General features: G+C 60.8%; 11 protein-coding genes and 1 other RNA gene. 1 reads left to right on the top strand and 11 read right to left on the bottom strand.

Going from position 1 to position 13,297, the window contains the following annotated elements; translation table 11 throughout:
• Positions 1-97 precede the first annotated feature (97 nt).
• The 11 genes from F506_RS08635 to F506_RS08590 form a co-directional block, all read right to left on the bottom strand.
• A complete protein-coding gene (locus tag F506_RS08635) occupies positions 98-2,785 on the bottom strand; it encodes a FimV/HubP family polar landmark protein (RefSeq protein WP_053196631.1) in 2,688 nt (895 codons plus the stop codon).
• 330 nt (positions 2,786-3,115) lie between these two features.
• Entirely contained in the window at positions 3,116-4,222 is a 1,107-nt protein-coding gene (asd, locus tag F506_RS08630; protein ID WP_053201403.1) for an aspartate-semialdehyde dehydrogenase, read from the bottom strand.
• Between the two features lie 65 nt (positions 4,223-4,287).
• The gene (gene leuB, locus F506_RS08625) at positions 4,288-5,358 is read right to left on the bottom strand and encodes a 3-isopropylmalate dehydrogenase (RefSeq protein WP_053196629.1); all 1,071 of its coding nucleotides are present in this window, start codon (positions 5,356-5,358) and stop codon (positions 4,288-4,290) included.
• A gap of 127 nt (positions 5,359-5,485) precedes the next feature.
• Positions 5,486-6,133, bottom strand: coding sequence for a 3-isopropylmalate dehydratase small subunit (gene leuD, locus F506_RS08620; RefSeq protein ID WP_053196627.1), 648 nt, complete (start codon positions 6,131-6,133; stop codon positions 5,486-5,488).
• A 128-nt stretch (positions 6,134-6,261) separates the two neighbouring features.
• A complete protein-coding gene (locus tag F506_RS08615) occupies positions 6,262-6,393 on the bottom strand; it encodes an entericidin A/B family lipoprotein (RefSeq protein ID WP_053196626.1) in 132 nt (43 codons plus the stop codon).
• Positions 6,394-6,411: 18 nt separating this feature from the next.
• Positions 6,412-7,812 carry a 3-isopropylmalate dehydratase large subunit gene (leuC, locus tag F506_RS08610; protein WP_053196623.1) on the bottom strand — a complete coding sequence of 467 codons (1,401 nt, stop codon included), beginning with the start codon at positions 7,810-7,812 and terminating at the stop codon, positions 6,412-6,414.
• 121 nt (positions 7,813-7,933) lie between these two features.
• Positions 7,934-8,008: non-coding RNA, sX9 sRNA (locus F506_RS22630), on the bottom strand.
• Between the two features lie 61 nt (positions 8,009-8,069).
• Complete coding sequence (locus tag F506_RS08605) at positions 8,070-8,918, bottom strand: M48 family metallopeptidase (protein ID WP_053196622.1); 849 nt, start codon at positions 8,916-8,918, stop codon at positions 8,070-8,072.
• A gap of 204 nt (positions 8,919-9,122) precedes the next feature.
• Positions 9,123-10,220: a chorismate synthase gene (aroC, locus tag F506_RS08600; protein WP_053196621.1), complete on the bottom strand. Its 1,098-nt coding sequence runs from the start codon at positions 10,218-10,220 to the stop codon at positions 9,123-9,125.
• 52 nt (positions 10,221-10,272) lie between these two features.
• Positions 10,273-12,159: an MFS transporter gene (locus tag F506_RS08595; protein ID WP_053196619.1), complete on the bottom strand. Its 1,887-nt coding sequence runs from the start codon at positions 12,157-12,159 to the stop codon at positions 10,273-10,275.
• Positions 12,160-12,309: 150 nt separating this feature from the next.
• Complete coding sequence (locus tag F506_RS08590) at positions 12,310-12,759, bottom strand: CBS domain-containing protein (protein ID WP_053196617.1); 450 nt, start codon at positions 12,757-12,759, stop codon at positions 12,310-12,312.
• Between the two features lie 217 nt (positions 12,760-12,976).
• On the opposite strand from F506_RS08590, the gene F506_RS08585 reads away from it, so the two are divergent.
• Positions 12,977-13,297: a DUF962 domain-containing protein gene (locus F506_RS08585; protein ID WP_053196614.1), complete on the top strand. Its 321-nt coding sequence runs from the start codon at positions 12,977-12,979 to the stop codon at positions 13,295-13,297.

The following is a 13,297-nucleotide window of genomic DNA, read 5'->3' as shown; positions in this document are numbered from 1 at the left end:
CTGAAGCGATGAAATGAGTTCCGGTAAATGCAAACGGGCGCCGCTGCCGGCGCCCGTTCCGCTTCCGGACACACTCCGGACATGCGGCCTGCTATGCTCAGGACAGTTTGGAGAGCATGTCGCGCGCGCGCTCGATCTGGGCGTCGCTGCCGCCGCGAATGACTTCCTCGAGCAATTCGCGGGCACCTTCCTTGTCGCCGATTTCCTGATACGCCGCAGCCAGGTCGAGCTTGGTCGACATCTCGGCGGCGAAGGCGGACTCATCGTCTTCCAGCACGTCGACCGGCTTCGGTGTTTCCGGCGGAGGCAAATCCAGATCGATGTCGTTGAGTACGGGAGCGGCCGGTTTAGGCGCCGCTTCCTCCTCCGGCTTGACGCCGCTGTCGAGCTCGAGGTCGAAATCGATCTTGCTGCCGATATCGGCCGGCGGCGTACCGGGCTGGATTTCAGCCCCCTTGAAATCGTCCAGGTCGAATTCAAGGCTTTGGTCCGGCTCTGGTTCGACCGGCGCGGGTGCTTCCTCGGGGACGATCTCCTCCTCGACAACGGCACCATACAGCGGATTGGTCGGATCCAGCACGATGCCCAGGGCGACGGCTTTTTCCCATTCCTCACCGACACCGCCGGTACCGGCGTGCAATTCCTTGGCGACGTCATTGAAGGCGTCGACGTCCTGCCGCTTCGCATAGATTTCCAGCAGCTTGCTGCGGATCGCCTGGCGCTTCGGATCGGATTTCAGCGCCAGTTGCAGGATGTCTTCAGCCTGCTCTTCGCGGCCGAAGGAAATGTACATGTCGGCTTCTTCGATCGGATCGACGCCCTCGACTTCGGGTTCTTCAGCGACCGGAGCCGCCGCAGGTTCCTCAACCACGGCTGCCGGTTCGGGCGCGGGTTCTTCCGCTTCTGGCGTAGCGGCGGTAGCTGCTGCAACTGCGGCTGCAGCTTCAACTGCCGGTGGAGTTTCCTTGGGCGACTCCGCCGGCTCATCCTCCTGTTCGGGATCGCTTGCTGCGGCCGCCGCAGCCTTCTTCTTGTTGTTGCGCACGCGCACTACGCCCCACGCCGCCAGCAAGGCGACCAGCGCGCCGGCGCCCGGCAACAGGAAAGGATTGTCCTGGATGCGATCAAAGAAACTGGCTGTCGCGACCGGACCCGGGACCACGGCGACCTTGGGTTTCGCTGCGGCTGGAGCAACGGCAGGAGCAGGCGCCGCTTCAGGCTTGGCAGGCTCCGGCGCCGGTGCAGCTTCGACAGGCTTTTCTTCCGGTTTGGCCTCCGGCTTCACTTCCGCAGCAGCAGGCGCTGCAGCCGGAGCTTCCGGCTTGGCCGCAGCCTTTTGCTGCTCGCTCATTTCAGCCAGCGTCTTGTTCTTGATTTCCAGCAGCCTCTGCAGATCGCTGACGTTTTTCTCCAGCGCCTTGACGCGGTCGTTGGCTTCGGCGATCGCCTTGTCTGCGGCGATCTTGTCTTCAGCTGCTGCTTTTTCAGCGGCGGCGCGGTCTTTCGCTCCCGCACCGGCCTTCGACAATTGCAGACGGTCACGGGCTTCGTTGGTGGAAGATTTTTCTTCCACGCGCGCGGTCACTTTGCCGCCGCCGCTTTGCCTGGCGTCGTTGGCCTTGCGGGCCGGACCGCTGGCAACCTGGCCTGCCAGCTTGTTGCGGTAGGCATTGAAGTCCTGCGCCTGCGCCACCACGGTGGTGCGCGCTTCGCTCTTGCTGACGGCGCCGGCAGTGGCGGCATCAGGCAGCGACAGCACGCGGCCCGCGCGCAGGCGATTGATGTTGTCGCCGATGAAGGCATCGGGATTGGCGCGATACAACGCGATCAGCATCTGATCCAGCGACACGGTGTTGTCCCGGGTGCGATTGGCGATGTCCGCCAGCGTGTCGCCTTCCTTGACGCGATAAGTCTTGTCGCCTGCCTTGCCTTCCGGTTTGGCCGCAGCGCCCTTGCCGCGCTTGCCGGCAGTCGCCGGAGCAGCTTCCTCGGACTTGGCTTCGGTGTTGGCGGCAGCTTGAGGCGCGGTCTTGGCAGCCACGGCTGCTGGCACCGGTGCATTGGTCAGGCCGCTCTGTTCGCTGCGGCCGTTGCGGATGATTTCTTCAGCCAGCGGCGAAGGCGCCGGCCTGGTGACGATGCTCGAGACCGGCTCGTCGTCGCTGTTGTTGGCGGGCGCCGGCGATGCCGCAGGTGCAGCTGCAACAGGCGCTGCCGGAGTGGCGACTGCCGGTTTTGTAGCCGGCGTGACGGCGGCAACCGCTGGTTTGGCGACAGCCGGCGCTGCTGCCGGTGGTGTCGCTGGTGTCGCTGGTGCTGGCGTTGGCGCCGGCGCCGACTGCGCCGCTTGCGGCTTGCGCATGTCGGGCGGATCGAGCAGGAAGGTGTACTCGCGCACCAGGCGCGTACCACCGCCGCTCAATTCCAGCAGCAAATCGACGAAGGGCTCGTTGAGCGCCTGCGCAGAACTGATGCGGATCAGTTGCCGGCCCTGGCGTTGTTCGACCGAAAATCGCAGCGATGACAATACCGGGTTGAAATCGATGTTGGCTTTGCGGAAGGCGTCGGCCGATGCCAGGCGCGCGACCAGAGAACCTTCTTCCTCTTTCGATACTGACGTCAGTTCGATTTCCGCGCGCAGCGGCTGGCCCAGCGCCGACAGGACGGTCAGCTTGCCGAGCCCGGCTGCATGCGCTCCCATCGGCAAGATGACTGCCAGAGAGACGGCGGCGCTCAGTTTTTTCAGGCGGGACAGCGGAAACTTGTTATCAGTGTGTAGAGGCATGTTTGTATGGTGAGGTAGACGTTCCGTTAAAGAAGGCCTGAAGACCAAAGTTTATTTCATCAATGACAAGCCGGATTCGGCGAGCCAACGTAAGCCCTCCAACTTGCCATCAAGCAATGGATTTGACTAGCGCTGGCGATATTGCCGGTTTGTTGACGTGGATGAGATAAATTCTGATTTTCAACATATCATCAAGAACTTAGGCCTGCAAGTGTAACCAAGTTCTCAAGATGGTCAAAACCCGTCAGCATTCCGGCGACGGAATGTTTGACGGGTCGGTGTTGCAAATTGACAACGGAGCGGAAGAAAATCCCCACGCTCCGCCGACAATCATTTTCCAAGAATGATGCGCAGCATGCGACGCAACGGTTCGGCCGCGCCCCACAGCAACTGATCACCGATCACGAACGCGGAAATGTATTCCGGTCCCTGGTTCAGCTTGCGCACGCGGCCGACACCGATTTCCAGGCTGCCGGTGATCGATGCCGGAGTCAGTTCCTTGACCGTGATGGCGCGATCGTTCGGCACCCATTTCACCCATTGGTTGCCTGCACGGATGATGGACTCGATCTCAGCCAGCGGCAGGTCGCGCTTGAGCTTGATGGTCAACGCCAGGCTATGGCAACGCATCGCGCCGATGCGCACGCACAGGCCGTCGACAGGGATAGGCTTTTCGTTGCCGAGGATCTTGTTGACTTCGGCCTGGCCCTTCCACTCTTCCTTGGACTGGCCGTTTTCCAGTTGCGCGTCGATCCATGGGATCAGGCCGCCGGCCAGCGGCGCGCCGAAGTACTCGGTCGGCACGTCTTGGCGAATGGTCGCGGCGACCTTGCTGTCGATGTCCAGAATCGCCGACGACGGTGTCGCCAGTTCTTCCGCCACGGCTGCATTGATCACGCCCATGCCCTTCAACAGCTCGCGCATGTGGTTGGCGCCGCCGCCGGAAGCCGCCTGGTAGGTCATGGAACTGACCCACTCGACCAGACCTTCCTTGAACAGGCCGCCCACGCCCATCAGCAGGATGGAGTTGGTGCAATTGCCGCCGATGTAGTTCTTGACGCCCTTGGCCAGCGCGTCGCGGATGACATTGTCATTGACCGGATCGAGCACGATCACGGCGTCGTCCTTCATGCGCAGGGTCGACGCGGCATCGATCCAGAAACCGTTCCAGCCCGCTGCGCGCAGCTTGGGGAAGATCTCGGTAGTGTAGTCGCCGCCTTGCGCGGTAATAATGATGTCGCATTTTTTCAGCTCGTCAATGCTGTTGGCGTCTTTCAGCGTCGTTGCCGTTTTGGCGAACGACGGTGCTTTACCGCCTGCATTCGAGGTCGAAAAAAATACCGGTTCGATGTGATCGAAATCACCCTCGTCCTGCATGCGTTGCATCAGGACCGAACCCACCATTCCACGCCAGCCAACCAAACCAACCAGTTTCATCATCTTTCCCTATGAATAACTTCCATCATCAATGAACTACCACGTTAAAAAAACCACTACCTCAATCAGCCCAATGCCTTGACGACTGCATCGCCCATTTCTTTGGTGCCGACCTTGGTGGTGCCCTCTTCATAAATATCGCCGGTGCGATAGCCTTGTGCAAGGACTTTCTTCACCGCCGCTTCAATGCGATCAGCCTGTTCTGCCTTGTTCAGGGAGAACCGCAGCATCATGGCCGCCGACAGGATGGTCGCCAGCGGATTGGCGATGCCTTTGCCGGCGATGTCGGGCGCCGAACCGTGCGACGGTTCGTACAGACCCTTGTTGTTGGCGTCCAGCGAGGCCGACGGCAACATGCCGATCGAGCCGGTCAGCATGGCTGCCGCGTCGGACAAGATATCGCCGAACATATTGCCGGTCACGATGACGTCGAAGTTCTTGGGCGCCTTGACCAGTTGCATCGCGGCATTGTCCACGTACATGTGGGTCAGTTCGACTTGCGGATATTCCTTGTGCACGTCGGTGACGATGTCTTTCCAGAACTGGAAGGTTTCCAGCACGTTGGCCTTGTCGACGCTGCACAGGCGATTGCCGCGCTTGGCAGCGGCCTGGAACGCAACGTGGGCGATGCGGCGGATTTCCGGCTCGCTGTAACGCATGGTGTCGAAGCCTTCGCGGGCGCCCTTGAAAGGACCGTCCGGCGCTTCGCGCATGCCGCGCGGCTGGCCGAAATAGATGTCGCCGTTCAGTTCGCGCACGATCAGGATGTCCAGGCCGGCCACCAGTTCAGGCTTCAGCGACGAGGCGCCGGTCAGCTCCGGATAGCAGATTGCAGGACGGAAATTGGCGAACAGCTGCAGATGCTTGCGCAGACCCAGGATCGCTTGCTCGGGGCGCAGCGGACGATCCAGCGTGTCGTACTTCCAGTCGCCGACCGCGCCAAAGAGGATCGCATCGGCTTCCTTGGCCAGCTTCAGCGTGCCGTCCGGCAGCGGATGGCCGTGTGCCTCGTAGCCTGCGCCGCCGACCGGTGCGGTTTCCATTTCAAACTTTTCGCCCAGCGTATCGAGCACGCGCACCGCTTGTTCAATGATCTCGGGACCGATGCCATCGCCTGGCAAAATTGCAATCTTCATGTCGTCGTCTTCTAGTCTTGGAAAATGGTAACGCCGGCGGCCCCTCTGCACCGGTCCTGGCGACCGTGCGGTGGGACATCCGGCTGATCGGAAACTTCAGAAACCTGCGCGAATTGACCGGTAACGCTCAGATGGTGTTGGCCAGCCAAGGTTGATCGAACAGGTGACGCTCTTCAAAAGCGCGGATTTTGTCCGCTTGGCGCAATGTCAGACCGATGTCGTCCAGGCCATTGAGCAAGCAATACTTGCGGAATTCGCCGACCTCAAACGGGTAAGTCTGACTACCGTTGGCGGTAGTAATGACCTGTTTTTCCAGGTCAATGATCAGGCGGAAGCCCGGGAATGCCTTCACTTCGTCGAACAGGCGGTCGATCTGCTGCTCCGGCAGCACGATCGGCAGCAAGCCGTTCTTGAAGCAATTGTTAAAGAAAATATCGGCAAAGCTTGGCGCGATCACCGCGCGGAAGCCGTACTGGTCGAGCGCCCACGGCGCATGTTCGCGCGAGGAGCCGCAACCGAAATTCTTGCGCGCCAGCAGGATCGATGCGCCTTGATAACGCGCCTGGTTCAGCACGAAATCCGGATTCAGCGGACGCTTGGCGTTGTCCATGCCCGGCTCGCCGTGATCCAGGTAGCGCCATTCGTCGAACAGGTTCGGACCGAAGCCGCTGCGTTGGATCGATTTCAGGAATTGCTTGGGGATGATCGCGTCGGTATCGACGTTGGCGCGGTCAAGCGGAGCAACCAGACCATCATGGACAATAAATTTATTCATGGCACTTTTATCGATGATGGATCGCCGCACCATGCGGCAATCCGGATCAGCCGATTTCTTTTATCTCTTCAACAAAACAAATCAGCAACAGCGGTGCGAACGCACCGGCTGCCGCCACCACTGCATCATTACTTCTTGCTGGCGTCCTGCATCTTGTCGCCGACCTTTGAGACGTCTTCACCGAAACCGCGTACGGTATTGCATCCGGTCAAAGTCAGGAACGAAACAGCCAGTGCAGCCAAAGCAATTATTTTTTTCATGATTTCACCAAGGTAGTTTTACAAAGAACGCACATCAACAAAATGTCCTGCGATACCTGCTGCAGCCGCCATCGCCGGGCTCACCAGGTGAGTACGGCCGCCGGCGCCCTGACGTCCTTCGAAGTTGCGGTTGGACGTCGACGCACAACGTTCGCCCGGTTCCAGACGGTCGGCGTTCATCGCCAGACACATCGAACAGCCCGGCTCGCGCCATTCAAAACCGGCATCGCGGAAAATCTTGTCCAGGCCTTCGCGTTCGGCCTGTTCCTTGACCAGGCCGGAGCCCGGCACCACCATCGCCAGCTTGACGTTGGACGCGCGGAACTTGCCGCGCACCACTGCCGCCGCTTCACGCAAATCTTCGATGCGGGAGTTGGTGCAGGAGCCGATGAACACTTTGTCGATGCGGATGTCTTCGATCGGGGTATTGGGCTTCAACGCCATGTAGGCCAGGGCCTTTTCCATGCCGTCGCGCTTGGTCGCGTCTTTTTCCTTGTCCGGATCCGGCACGCGGCTGTCGATGGCGGTCACCATCTCAGGCGAAGTGCCCCAGGTCACTTGCGGCTTGATCTCGGCGGCGTTCAAGGTCACGACCATGTCGAACTTGGCGCCGGGATCGGAATGCAGCGTGCGCCAGTACGTCACGGCGCGTTCCCAATGCGGGCCCGCGGGCGAGAACGGACGGCCCTTGAGGTAATTGATGGTGGTGTCGTCGACCGCGATCATGCCGGCGCGCGCGCCTGCTTCGATGGCCATGTTGCAGACCGTCATGCGGCCTTCCATGGTCAGCGCGCGCATGGTCGAGCCGGCGAACTCGATGGCGTAACCGGTGCCGCCGGCCGTACCGATCTTGCCGATCACCGCCAGGACGATGTCTTTTGCAGTCACGCCGGAAGGCAAGGCGCCGTCGACCTGAACCAGCATGGATTTGGATTTCTTGGCCAGCAGCGTTTGCGTCGCCAGCACGTGCTCGACTTCGGAGGTGCCGATGCCGTGCGCCAGGCAGGCGAACGCGCCGTGCGTGGAAGTGTGCGAGTCGCCGCAGACCACGGTCATGCCGGGCAGCGTCGCGCCTTGCTCAGGTCCGATGACGTGCACGATACCCTGGCGCTTGTCGTTCATGCCGAAATAGGTCAGGCCGTATTCCTTGGCGTTGGCGTCCAGCGTCTCGACCTGCAGGCGCGAGATCGGATCGGCAATGCCGTTGGCGCGATTGGTGGTCGGCACGTTGTGGTCGGCCACCACCAGATTGGCGGCATTGCGCCATGGCTGGCGGCCGGCCAGTTTGAGGCCTTCGAATGCTTGCGGGCTGGTCACTTCATGCAATAGGTGACGGTCAATGTACAAAATGGCCGTTCCGTCTTGTTCGGTGTGAACAACGTGAGATTCCCAAAGTTTGTCGTATAGCGTCTTGAGCATGATGATGCGGGCGTGTAAAGGCTACGCAAGTCGTTGAAATGAGCCTTTGATTATGCCATAAACACGCCTTTTCCGAGGTCGCAATGTGGTTTTGGCGCGCGTTCGGCAACGCTTTGCAACCTGTTCACGATCTGTAGCGAGAGGCCATCAGCCGGTGGCGGCCGGAGCGCAGGAACCGGAATGTACTTCAGTACATGAGGATTCCGAGCACCGCCCGACGCCGGATCATGGCCTCGCAGTAAGATCGTGGACAGGTTTCAGCGCATTTTTTTACTTTGCTCGTAGAGCGGCATCACGCGCTGCGAATACACGGTCAGGTCGCTGATGCGATCGTCGCGCGAAGGATGCGTGGACATGAATTTCATCGGCTCGCTGCCGCCGATCTGCCCCATTTTTTGCCACAGGGAAATCGCAGCGCGCGGATCATAGCCGGCGCGAGCGGCGAGCTCCACACCCATGCGGTCGGCTTCGGTTTCGTGGGTACGCGAATTCGGCAGGCCGATCAGGCCCATATAGGCGTACTGCGCTCCCTGCTGGCCCAGTTCGCCGACGCCCAGCAGTGAGGAGCCGATGGAGATCAGCGAACCGGTGACCGCCTGCTCGGAGGCCCGTTCGCGCGCATGTTCGCGCAGGGCGTGGGAAATTTCGTGGCCCATCACCGCCGCCAGTTCGTCGTCGGTGATCTTGAGTTTTTCGATCAGGCCGGTGTAGACGGCGATCTTGCCGCCGGGCATGCACCAGGCATTGGCTTCCGGCGAGGTAATGACATTGACCTCCCATTTCCACTTGGCGGCGTCGGGACGGAATACCACCGTTTGCGGGATCAGCCGGTCGGCGATGGCGCGCACGCGGCGCATCTGGGCGGCGTTCTGGTTCAGCGCGCCCTTCTTCCTTTGCTCGTCGAGCACCTGCGCGTATTCCTTGACGGCGGCGCTGTCGATTTCCTGCGCGGACAAGGCCATGCTTTGCGTGCGCGTCACGCCGACGGTGCCGCCCTGGGTGGTCTGCACGCTTTCGCAGGCGGTCAGCGCCAGTGCGGTCGCCGCGATCAGCAGTCGCGGCAGGAATTGTTGCCGGCGCAATGTTTGCAGTAGTTGGTAGCCCATGCCATCCCCTCGTGAAAGATAAAAATACAGGGGAAACGAAGGTCCGGCCAGGCCCGATGCGGCGTCGCCGCCGCTCATCGTTGGCATCGTCGGCATCGCTGGCATCGTTGCCGTAGACGCAATGTCTCCCCGTGCTTGCGGATCATTCGACCCGCGCACGACAACTCGGTTCTGCCCGCCGCTGGAAAACGCGGCAAATCCGACTTATTTTTGTGCGGCGATCTGCGGCGTCGTCACATGCACGTCACCGCATTGCGCGCGATGACGCAAGGCGTGATCCATCAACACCAGCGCCAGCATGGCTTCCGCGATCGGCGTGGCGCGAATGCCGACGCATGGGTCGTGACGGCCGTGGGTTTCGACGTCGGTGGCTTGCCCGGCCTTGTCGATCGACGGGCGCGGCGAGCGGATGCTCGATGTCGGCTTGATGGCGATCGACGCGGTAATGTCCTGGCCGGTCGAAATACCGCCGAGAATGCCGCCGGCGTTGTTGCCGACGAAACCGTCCGGCGTCAGCGCGTCGCCGTGCTCGGTGCCCTTTTGCGCCACCGACTTGAAGCCGGCACCGATTTCCACGCCCTTGACGGCATTAATGCCCATCAGGGCAAAGGCGATCTCGGCGTCGAGCTTGTCGTAGATCGGCTCACCCAGCCCGACCGGCACGTTCTGCGCCACGACGTCGATGCGCGCGCCGCAGGAGTCGCCGGCTTTGCGCAAGGCGTCCATGTAGTCTTCCAGTTGCGGAACGATGGTCGCATTGGCGGAGAAGAAAGGATTCTCGCGCACATGCTCCCAGGACTCGAACGGAATGGCGATATCGCCGAGCTGGCTCATGCAGCCCTTGAAGGTGGTGCCGTATTTCTCGAACAGCCATTTCTTGGCCACCGCCGCGGCGCCGACCACGGGCGCGGTCAGGCGCGCCGACGAACGGCCGCCGCCGCGCGGATCGCGGATGCCGTACTTGTGCCAATAGGTGTAGTCGGCATGGCCGGGACGGAAGGTGTCGAGCAGATTGCCGTAGTCCTTGCTGCGCTGGTCCTGATTGCGGATCAGCAGTGCAATCGGCGTGCCGGTGGTCTTGCCTTCGAACACGCCGGACAGGATTTCGACCGTGTCCGGCTCCTGCCGCTGGGTTACATGGCGCGAGGTGCCCGGCTTGCGACGATCCAGCTCAGGCTGGATATCGGCCTCGGAGAGCGCCATGCCCGGCGGGCAGCCGTCGATCACGCAACCGATGGCCGGGCCATGGGATTCGCCGAAGGTGGTAACGGTAAACAGCGTGCCGAGGGTATTGCCGGACATAGCGAAGCTCTGCTTTTAATGATGTGAAAGTGGAATTTTACCAGTGTGGCGGTCATTTCCACTCGCCGCGCAGTTCGCTCACGCGCTGCTGCAGGTATTCCGGCGTCGCCTGTTGCGCCGCAATAGGCTCGCCGACCGCCAGTTCCAGCTTCGAAAACAAGCCGCGCTTGAACGAGCGATGGAAAGGATTGCCGGCGCCGCGCGTCAGCAGACTGCCCCACAGGCCGCGCAAGGCCAGCGGGAATACCTGCACCGGCGAGCGGTCGATGATTTTCTTGATGCCGCCCTTGAATTCATTGATCTCGCCGTTACTGGTCAGCTTGCCTTCCGGGAAGATGCAGACCAGGTCGCCTTCATGCAGCGCCTGCGCGATGTCGACGTAGGCCTTTTCCATCAGCCACGGATCTTCCTTGGCAGGCGCAATCGGGATCGCCTTGGCGGTGCGGAAGATCCACGACAGGACCGGCGTCCTGAAGATGCGGTGATCCATGACGAAGCGGATCGGACGCGGGCTGGCGGCCATGATGACGATCGCGTCGACATAGCTGACGTGGTTGCACACCAGCACCGCCGCGCCATGCTTGGGAATCAGATCCGCGTTGACGGTACGCACGCGATGAATGGTATGGATCAGCATCCATGCCAGGAAACGCATCAGGAATTCCGGCACCAGCGAGAAGATGTAGGTCGCCACCAGCGCATTGAGGATCGCCGTGATGAGGAAAATCTGCGGGATCGTGAAGCCCGAGCGCAGCAGCACCATCGCCAGCAAAGCGGCCACCACCATGAACAGCGAGTTCATGATGTTCATGCCGGCAATGGTGCGCGATACGTGTTCGGGATCGCAGCGCGTCTGGATCAGCGCAAACAGCGGCACGATGTACAAGCCGCCGAACACGCCGATCATCGCGCAGTCGATCAGGATGCGCAGGCTGCCGTGCTGCGCCAGGAAGCCGCTCATGTCGACCGCCGCCGTCGCACTGTAGCTGACGCTGGCGAAGTACAGTTCGAGCCCGAACACGGACAAGCCGATCGCACCGAACGGCACCAGGCCGATTTCCACCTTGTGCCCCGAAAGGCGTTCGCACAGCAGCGAACCGATGCCGATGCCGACCGAGAAAACCATCAGCAGCAGAACAAAAACGCTGTGGTCGCCGTGCAGGTAATTCTTCGCATACAGCGGGAATTGCGCCAGCACGATGGCGCCATAAAACCAGAACCACGAATTGCCCAGGATAGACAGGAACACCGGACGGTTGCGGCGCGAGAAACCGAGGTTGCGCACCATTTCCGAGAACGGATTCCAATTGATTTTGAGATCAGGCGCCGGTGCCGGCGAAGAGGGAATGCCGAGGCTGGCCAGCCAGCCCAGCACGGCGAAGCCGATCGTGATCGCCGCGACCATTTCCAGTCCGAACGGCTTGTGCACCACCAGTACGGCGCCGATCACTTCGCCCAGCAGAATGCCGACGAAGGTGCCCATTTCGATCACGCCGTTGCCTCCGACCAGTTCCTGCGGCTTGAGCTGCTGCGGCAAATAAGCGTACTTGACCGGGCCGAAGATGGTCGAGTGCACGCCCATGCCGGCCACCGCGACCACCAGCAGCCACAGGTGATGCGTCATCCAGCCGTAGGCGGCGATACCCATGATGCCGATCTCGAGCAGCTTGACGTAGCGCGCCAGCCGGCCTTTTTCCATCTTGTCGGCCAACTGCCCGGCGGTCGCCGAAAACAGGAAGAACGGCAGGATGAACAAACCCGGGATCAGGTTGTTAAGCAGGCCGGTGTCGATGTCGGTCCAGCTCAGCGCGTCATAGGTCAGGATGGTGAGCAGCGCGGTCTTGAAAACGTTGTCGTTGAGCGCACCGAGGAACTGGGTCCAGAAAAACGGCGCAAAACGGCGTTGACCGAGCAGGGAGAACTGGTTGGATTGACTCATGAAATGAAAGAGAACGAAATCTGGAAGAGGATCGGATCAGCGAACAAGGACATGCCTGTTCGGACAACAAAAAACCGTTCATGGCGGCATGAACGGTTTCTCTGGCGGGCGGCGGCAGGTTGTGCGCCTGCAGGGCCGCCTGCGGCTGGCTTAGCTATTCTCTTCTTCCGCCGGCCAGTCGCGGATATAGGCCTTGAGCATCTTGTTCTCGAAGCCCTGTGCATCCAGCACCGCCTTGGCGACGTCGTAGAACGACATCACGCCCAGCAGCGTCTTGGCTTCCATGACCGGCACGTAGCGCGCGTGCTTTTCGAGCATGATGCGGCGCACTTCGTTGAGGTCGGTGTCGGGCGTGACGGTGATCGGATGATCGTCCATGTGCTTGCGCACGCTGCTCGTTCCTACCGAGCCTTTGTTGTCCTGCAGCGTCTTGAGGACTTCGCGGAAGGTCAGCATGCCGACCAGCTCGCCGAATTCCATGACAACCAGGGAGCCAATGTCTTTCTCGGCCATCGCGTCTACGGCATCCGCAATCGGCGTGTCAGGGGTCACGGTGAAGAGAATGTTGCCTTTGACTTTAAGAATTTCAGAGACTTTCATGGTGTCATCCTTAAGTTATTGTAGCCATGGAGCGTCGGGCTCCTGTCCGGAATGTAGCCCATGCGAGAGCAAAAATCCACAAACAATGGCGGTATATGCATGGTACGAGGTTTGGCGACGACCCACAATCGTAAAGCGATGACGAAAATGAAATTTTTTCATTGATTCCGCCGGCGCCAGGGCCTACTCTGAAATCACAGGAACACAGGAGACCAGCATGCCCACCGTTCTGCATCATGACAAATACACCAGCTTCGACGAGTTCTACCTGAGCTACCTGAGCGAACATTCGAACCGCACCTGCCGCCAGCTGCATTTTGCCGGCTCCACGCTGGCGCTTCTCTGCCTGGGCATGTTGCTGCTGACGCACAATTTCTGGTGGCTGGCGGCGGCGGTCCTGTGCGGCTACGGCTTTGCCTGGGTCGGCCATTTCCGCTTCGAGAAGAACCGCCCGGCCAGCTTTCGGCAGCCGCTCTACTCCTTCATGGGCGACTGGGTGATGTACTGGCAGATATTGACCGGGCAGATATCGTTCTGA

The sequence above is a fragment of the Herbaspirillum hiltneri N3 genome, from assembly GCF_001267925.1.
Classification (GTDB): domain Bacteria; phylum Pseudomonadota; class Gammaproteobacteria; order Burkholderiales; family Burkholderiaceae_D; genus Herbaspirillum; species Herbaspirillum hiltneri.
The sequence above is the reverse complement of the archived record's forward strand: the minus strand, read 5'-3'. Positions and strand labels throughout refer to the sequence as shown.

Excerpts from the sequence above, each read along its gene's own strand:
- leuD (WP_053196627.1), bottom strand. The coding sequence starts at position 6,133 with ATGAATAAATTTATTGTCCATGATGGTCTGGTTGCTCCGCTTGACCGC.
- leuB (WP_053196629.1), bottom strand. The coding sequence starts at position 5,358 with ATGAAGATTGCAATTTTGCCAGGCGATGGCATCGGTCCCGAGATCATT.
- asd (WP_053201403.1), bottom strand. The coding sequence starts at position 4,222 with ATGAAACTGGTTGGTTTGGTTGGCTGGCGTGGAATGGTGGGTTCGGTC.
- F506_RS08595 (WP_053196619.1), bottom strand. The coding sequence starts at position 12,159 with ATGAGTCAATCCAACCAGTTCTCCCTGCTCGGTCAACGCCGTTTTGCG.
- F506_RS08605 (WP_053196622.1), bottom strand. The coding sequence starts at position 8,918 with ATGGGCTACCAACTACTGCAAACATTGCGCCGGCAACAATTCCTGCCG.
- leuC (WP_053196623.1), bottom strand. The coding sequence starts at position 7,812 with ATGCTCAAGACGCTATACGACAAACTTTGGGAATCTCACGTTGTTCAC.
- F506_RS08635 (WP_053196631.1), bottom strand. The coding sequence starts at position 2,785 with ATGCCTCTACACACTGATAACAAGTTTCCGCTGTCCCGCCTGAAAAAA.
- F506_RS08585 (WP_053196614.1), top strand. The coding sequence starts at position 12,977 with ATGCCCACCGTTCTGCATCATGACAAATACACCAGCTTCGACGAGTTC.
- F506_RS08615 (WP_053196626.1), bottom strand. The coding sequence starts at position 6,393 with ATGAAAAAAATAATTGCTTTGGCTGCACTGGCTGTTTCGTTCCTGACT.
- aroC (WP_053196621.1), bottom strand. The coding sequence starts at position 10,220 with ATGTCCGGCAATACCCTCGGCACGCTGTTTACCGTTACCACCTTCGGC.
- F506_RS08590 (WP_053196617.1), bottom strand. The coding sequence starts at position 12,759 with ATGAAAGTCTCTGAAATTCTTAAAGTCAAAGGCAACATTCTCTTCACC.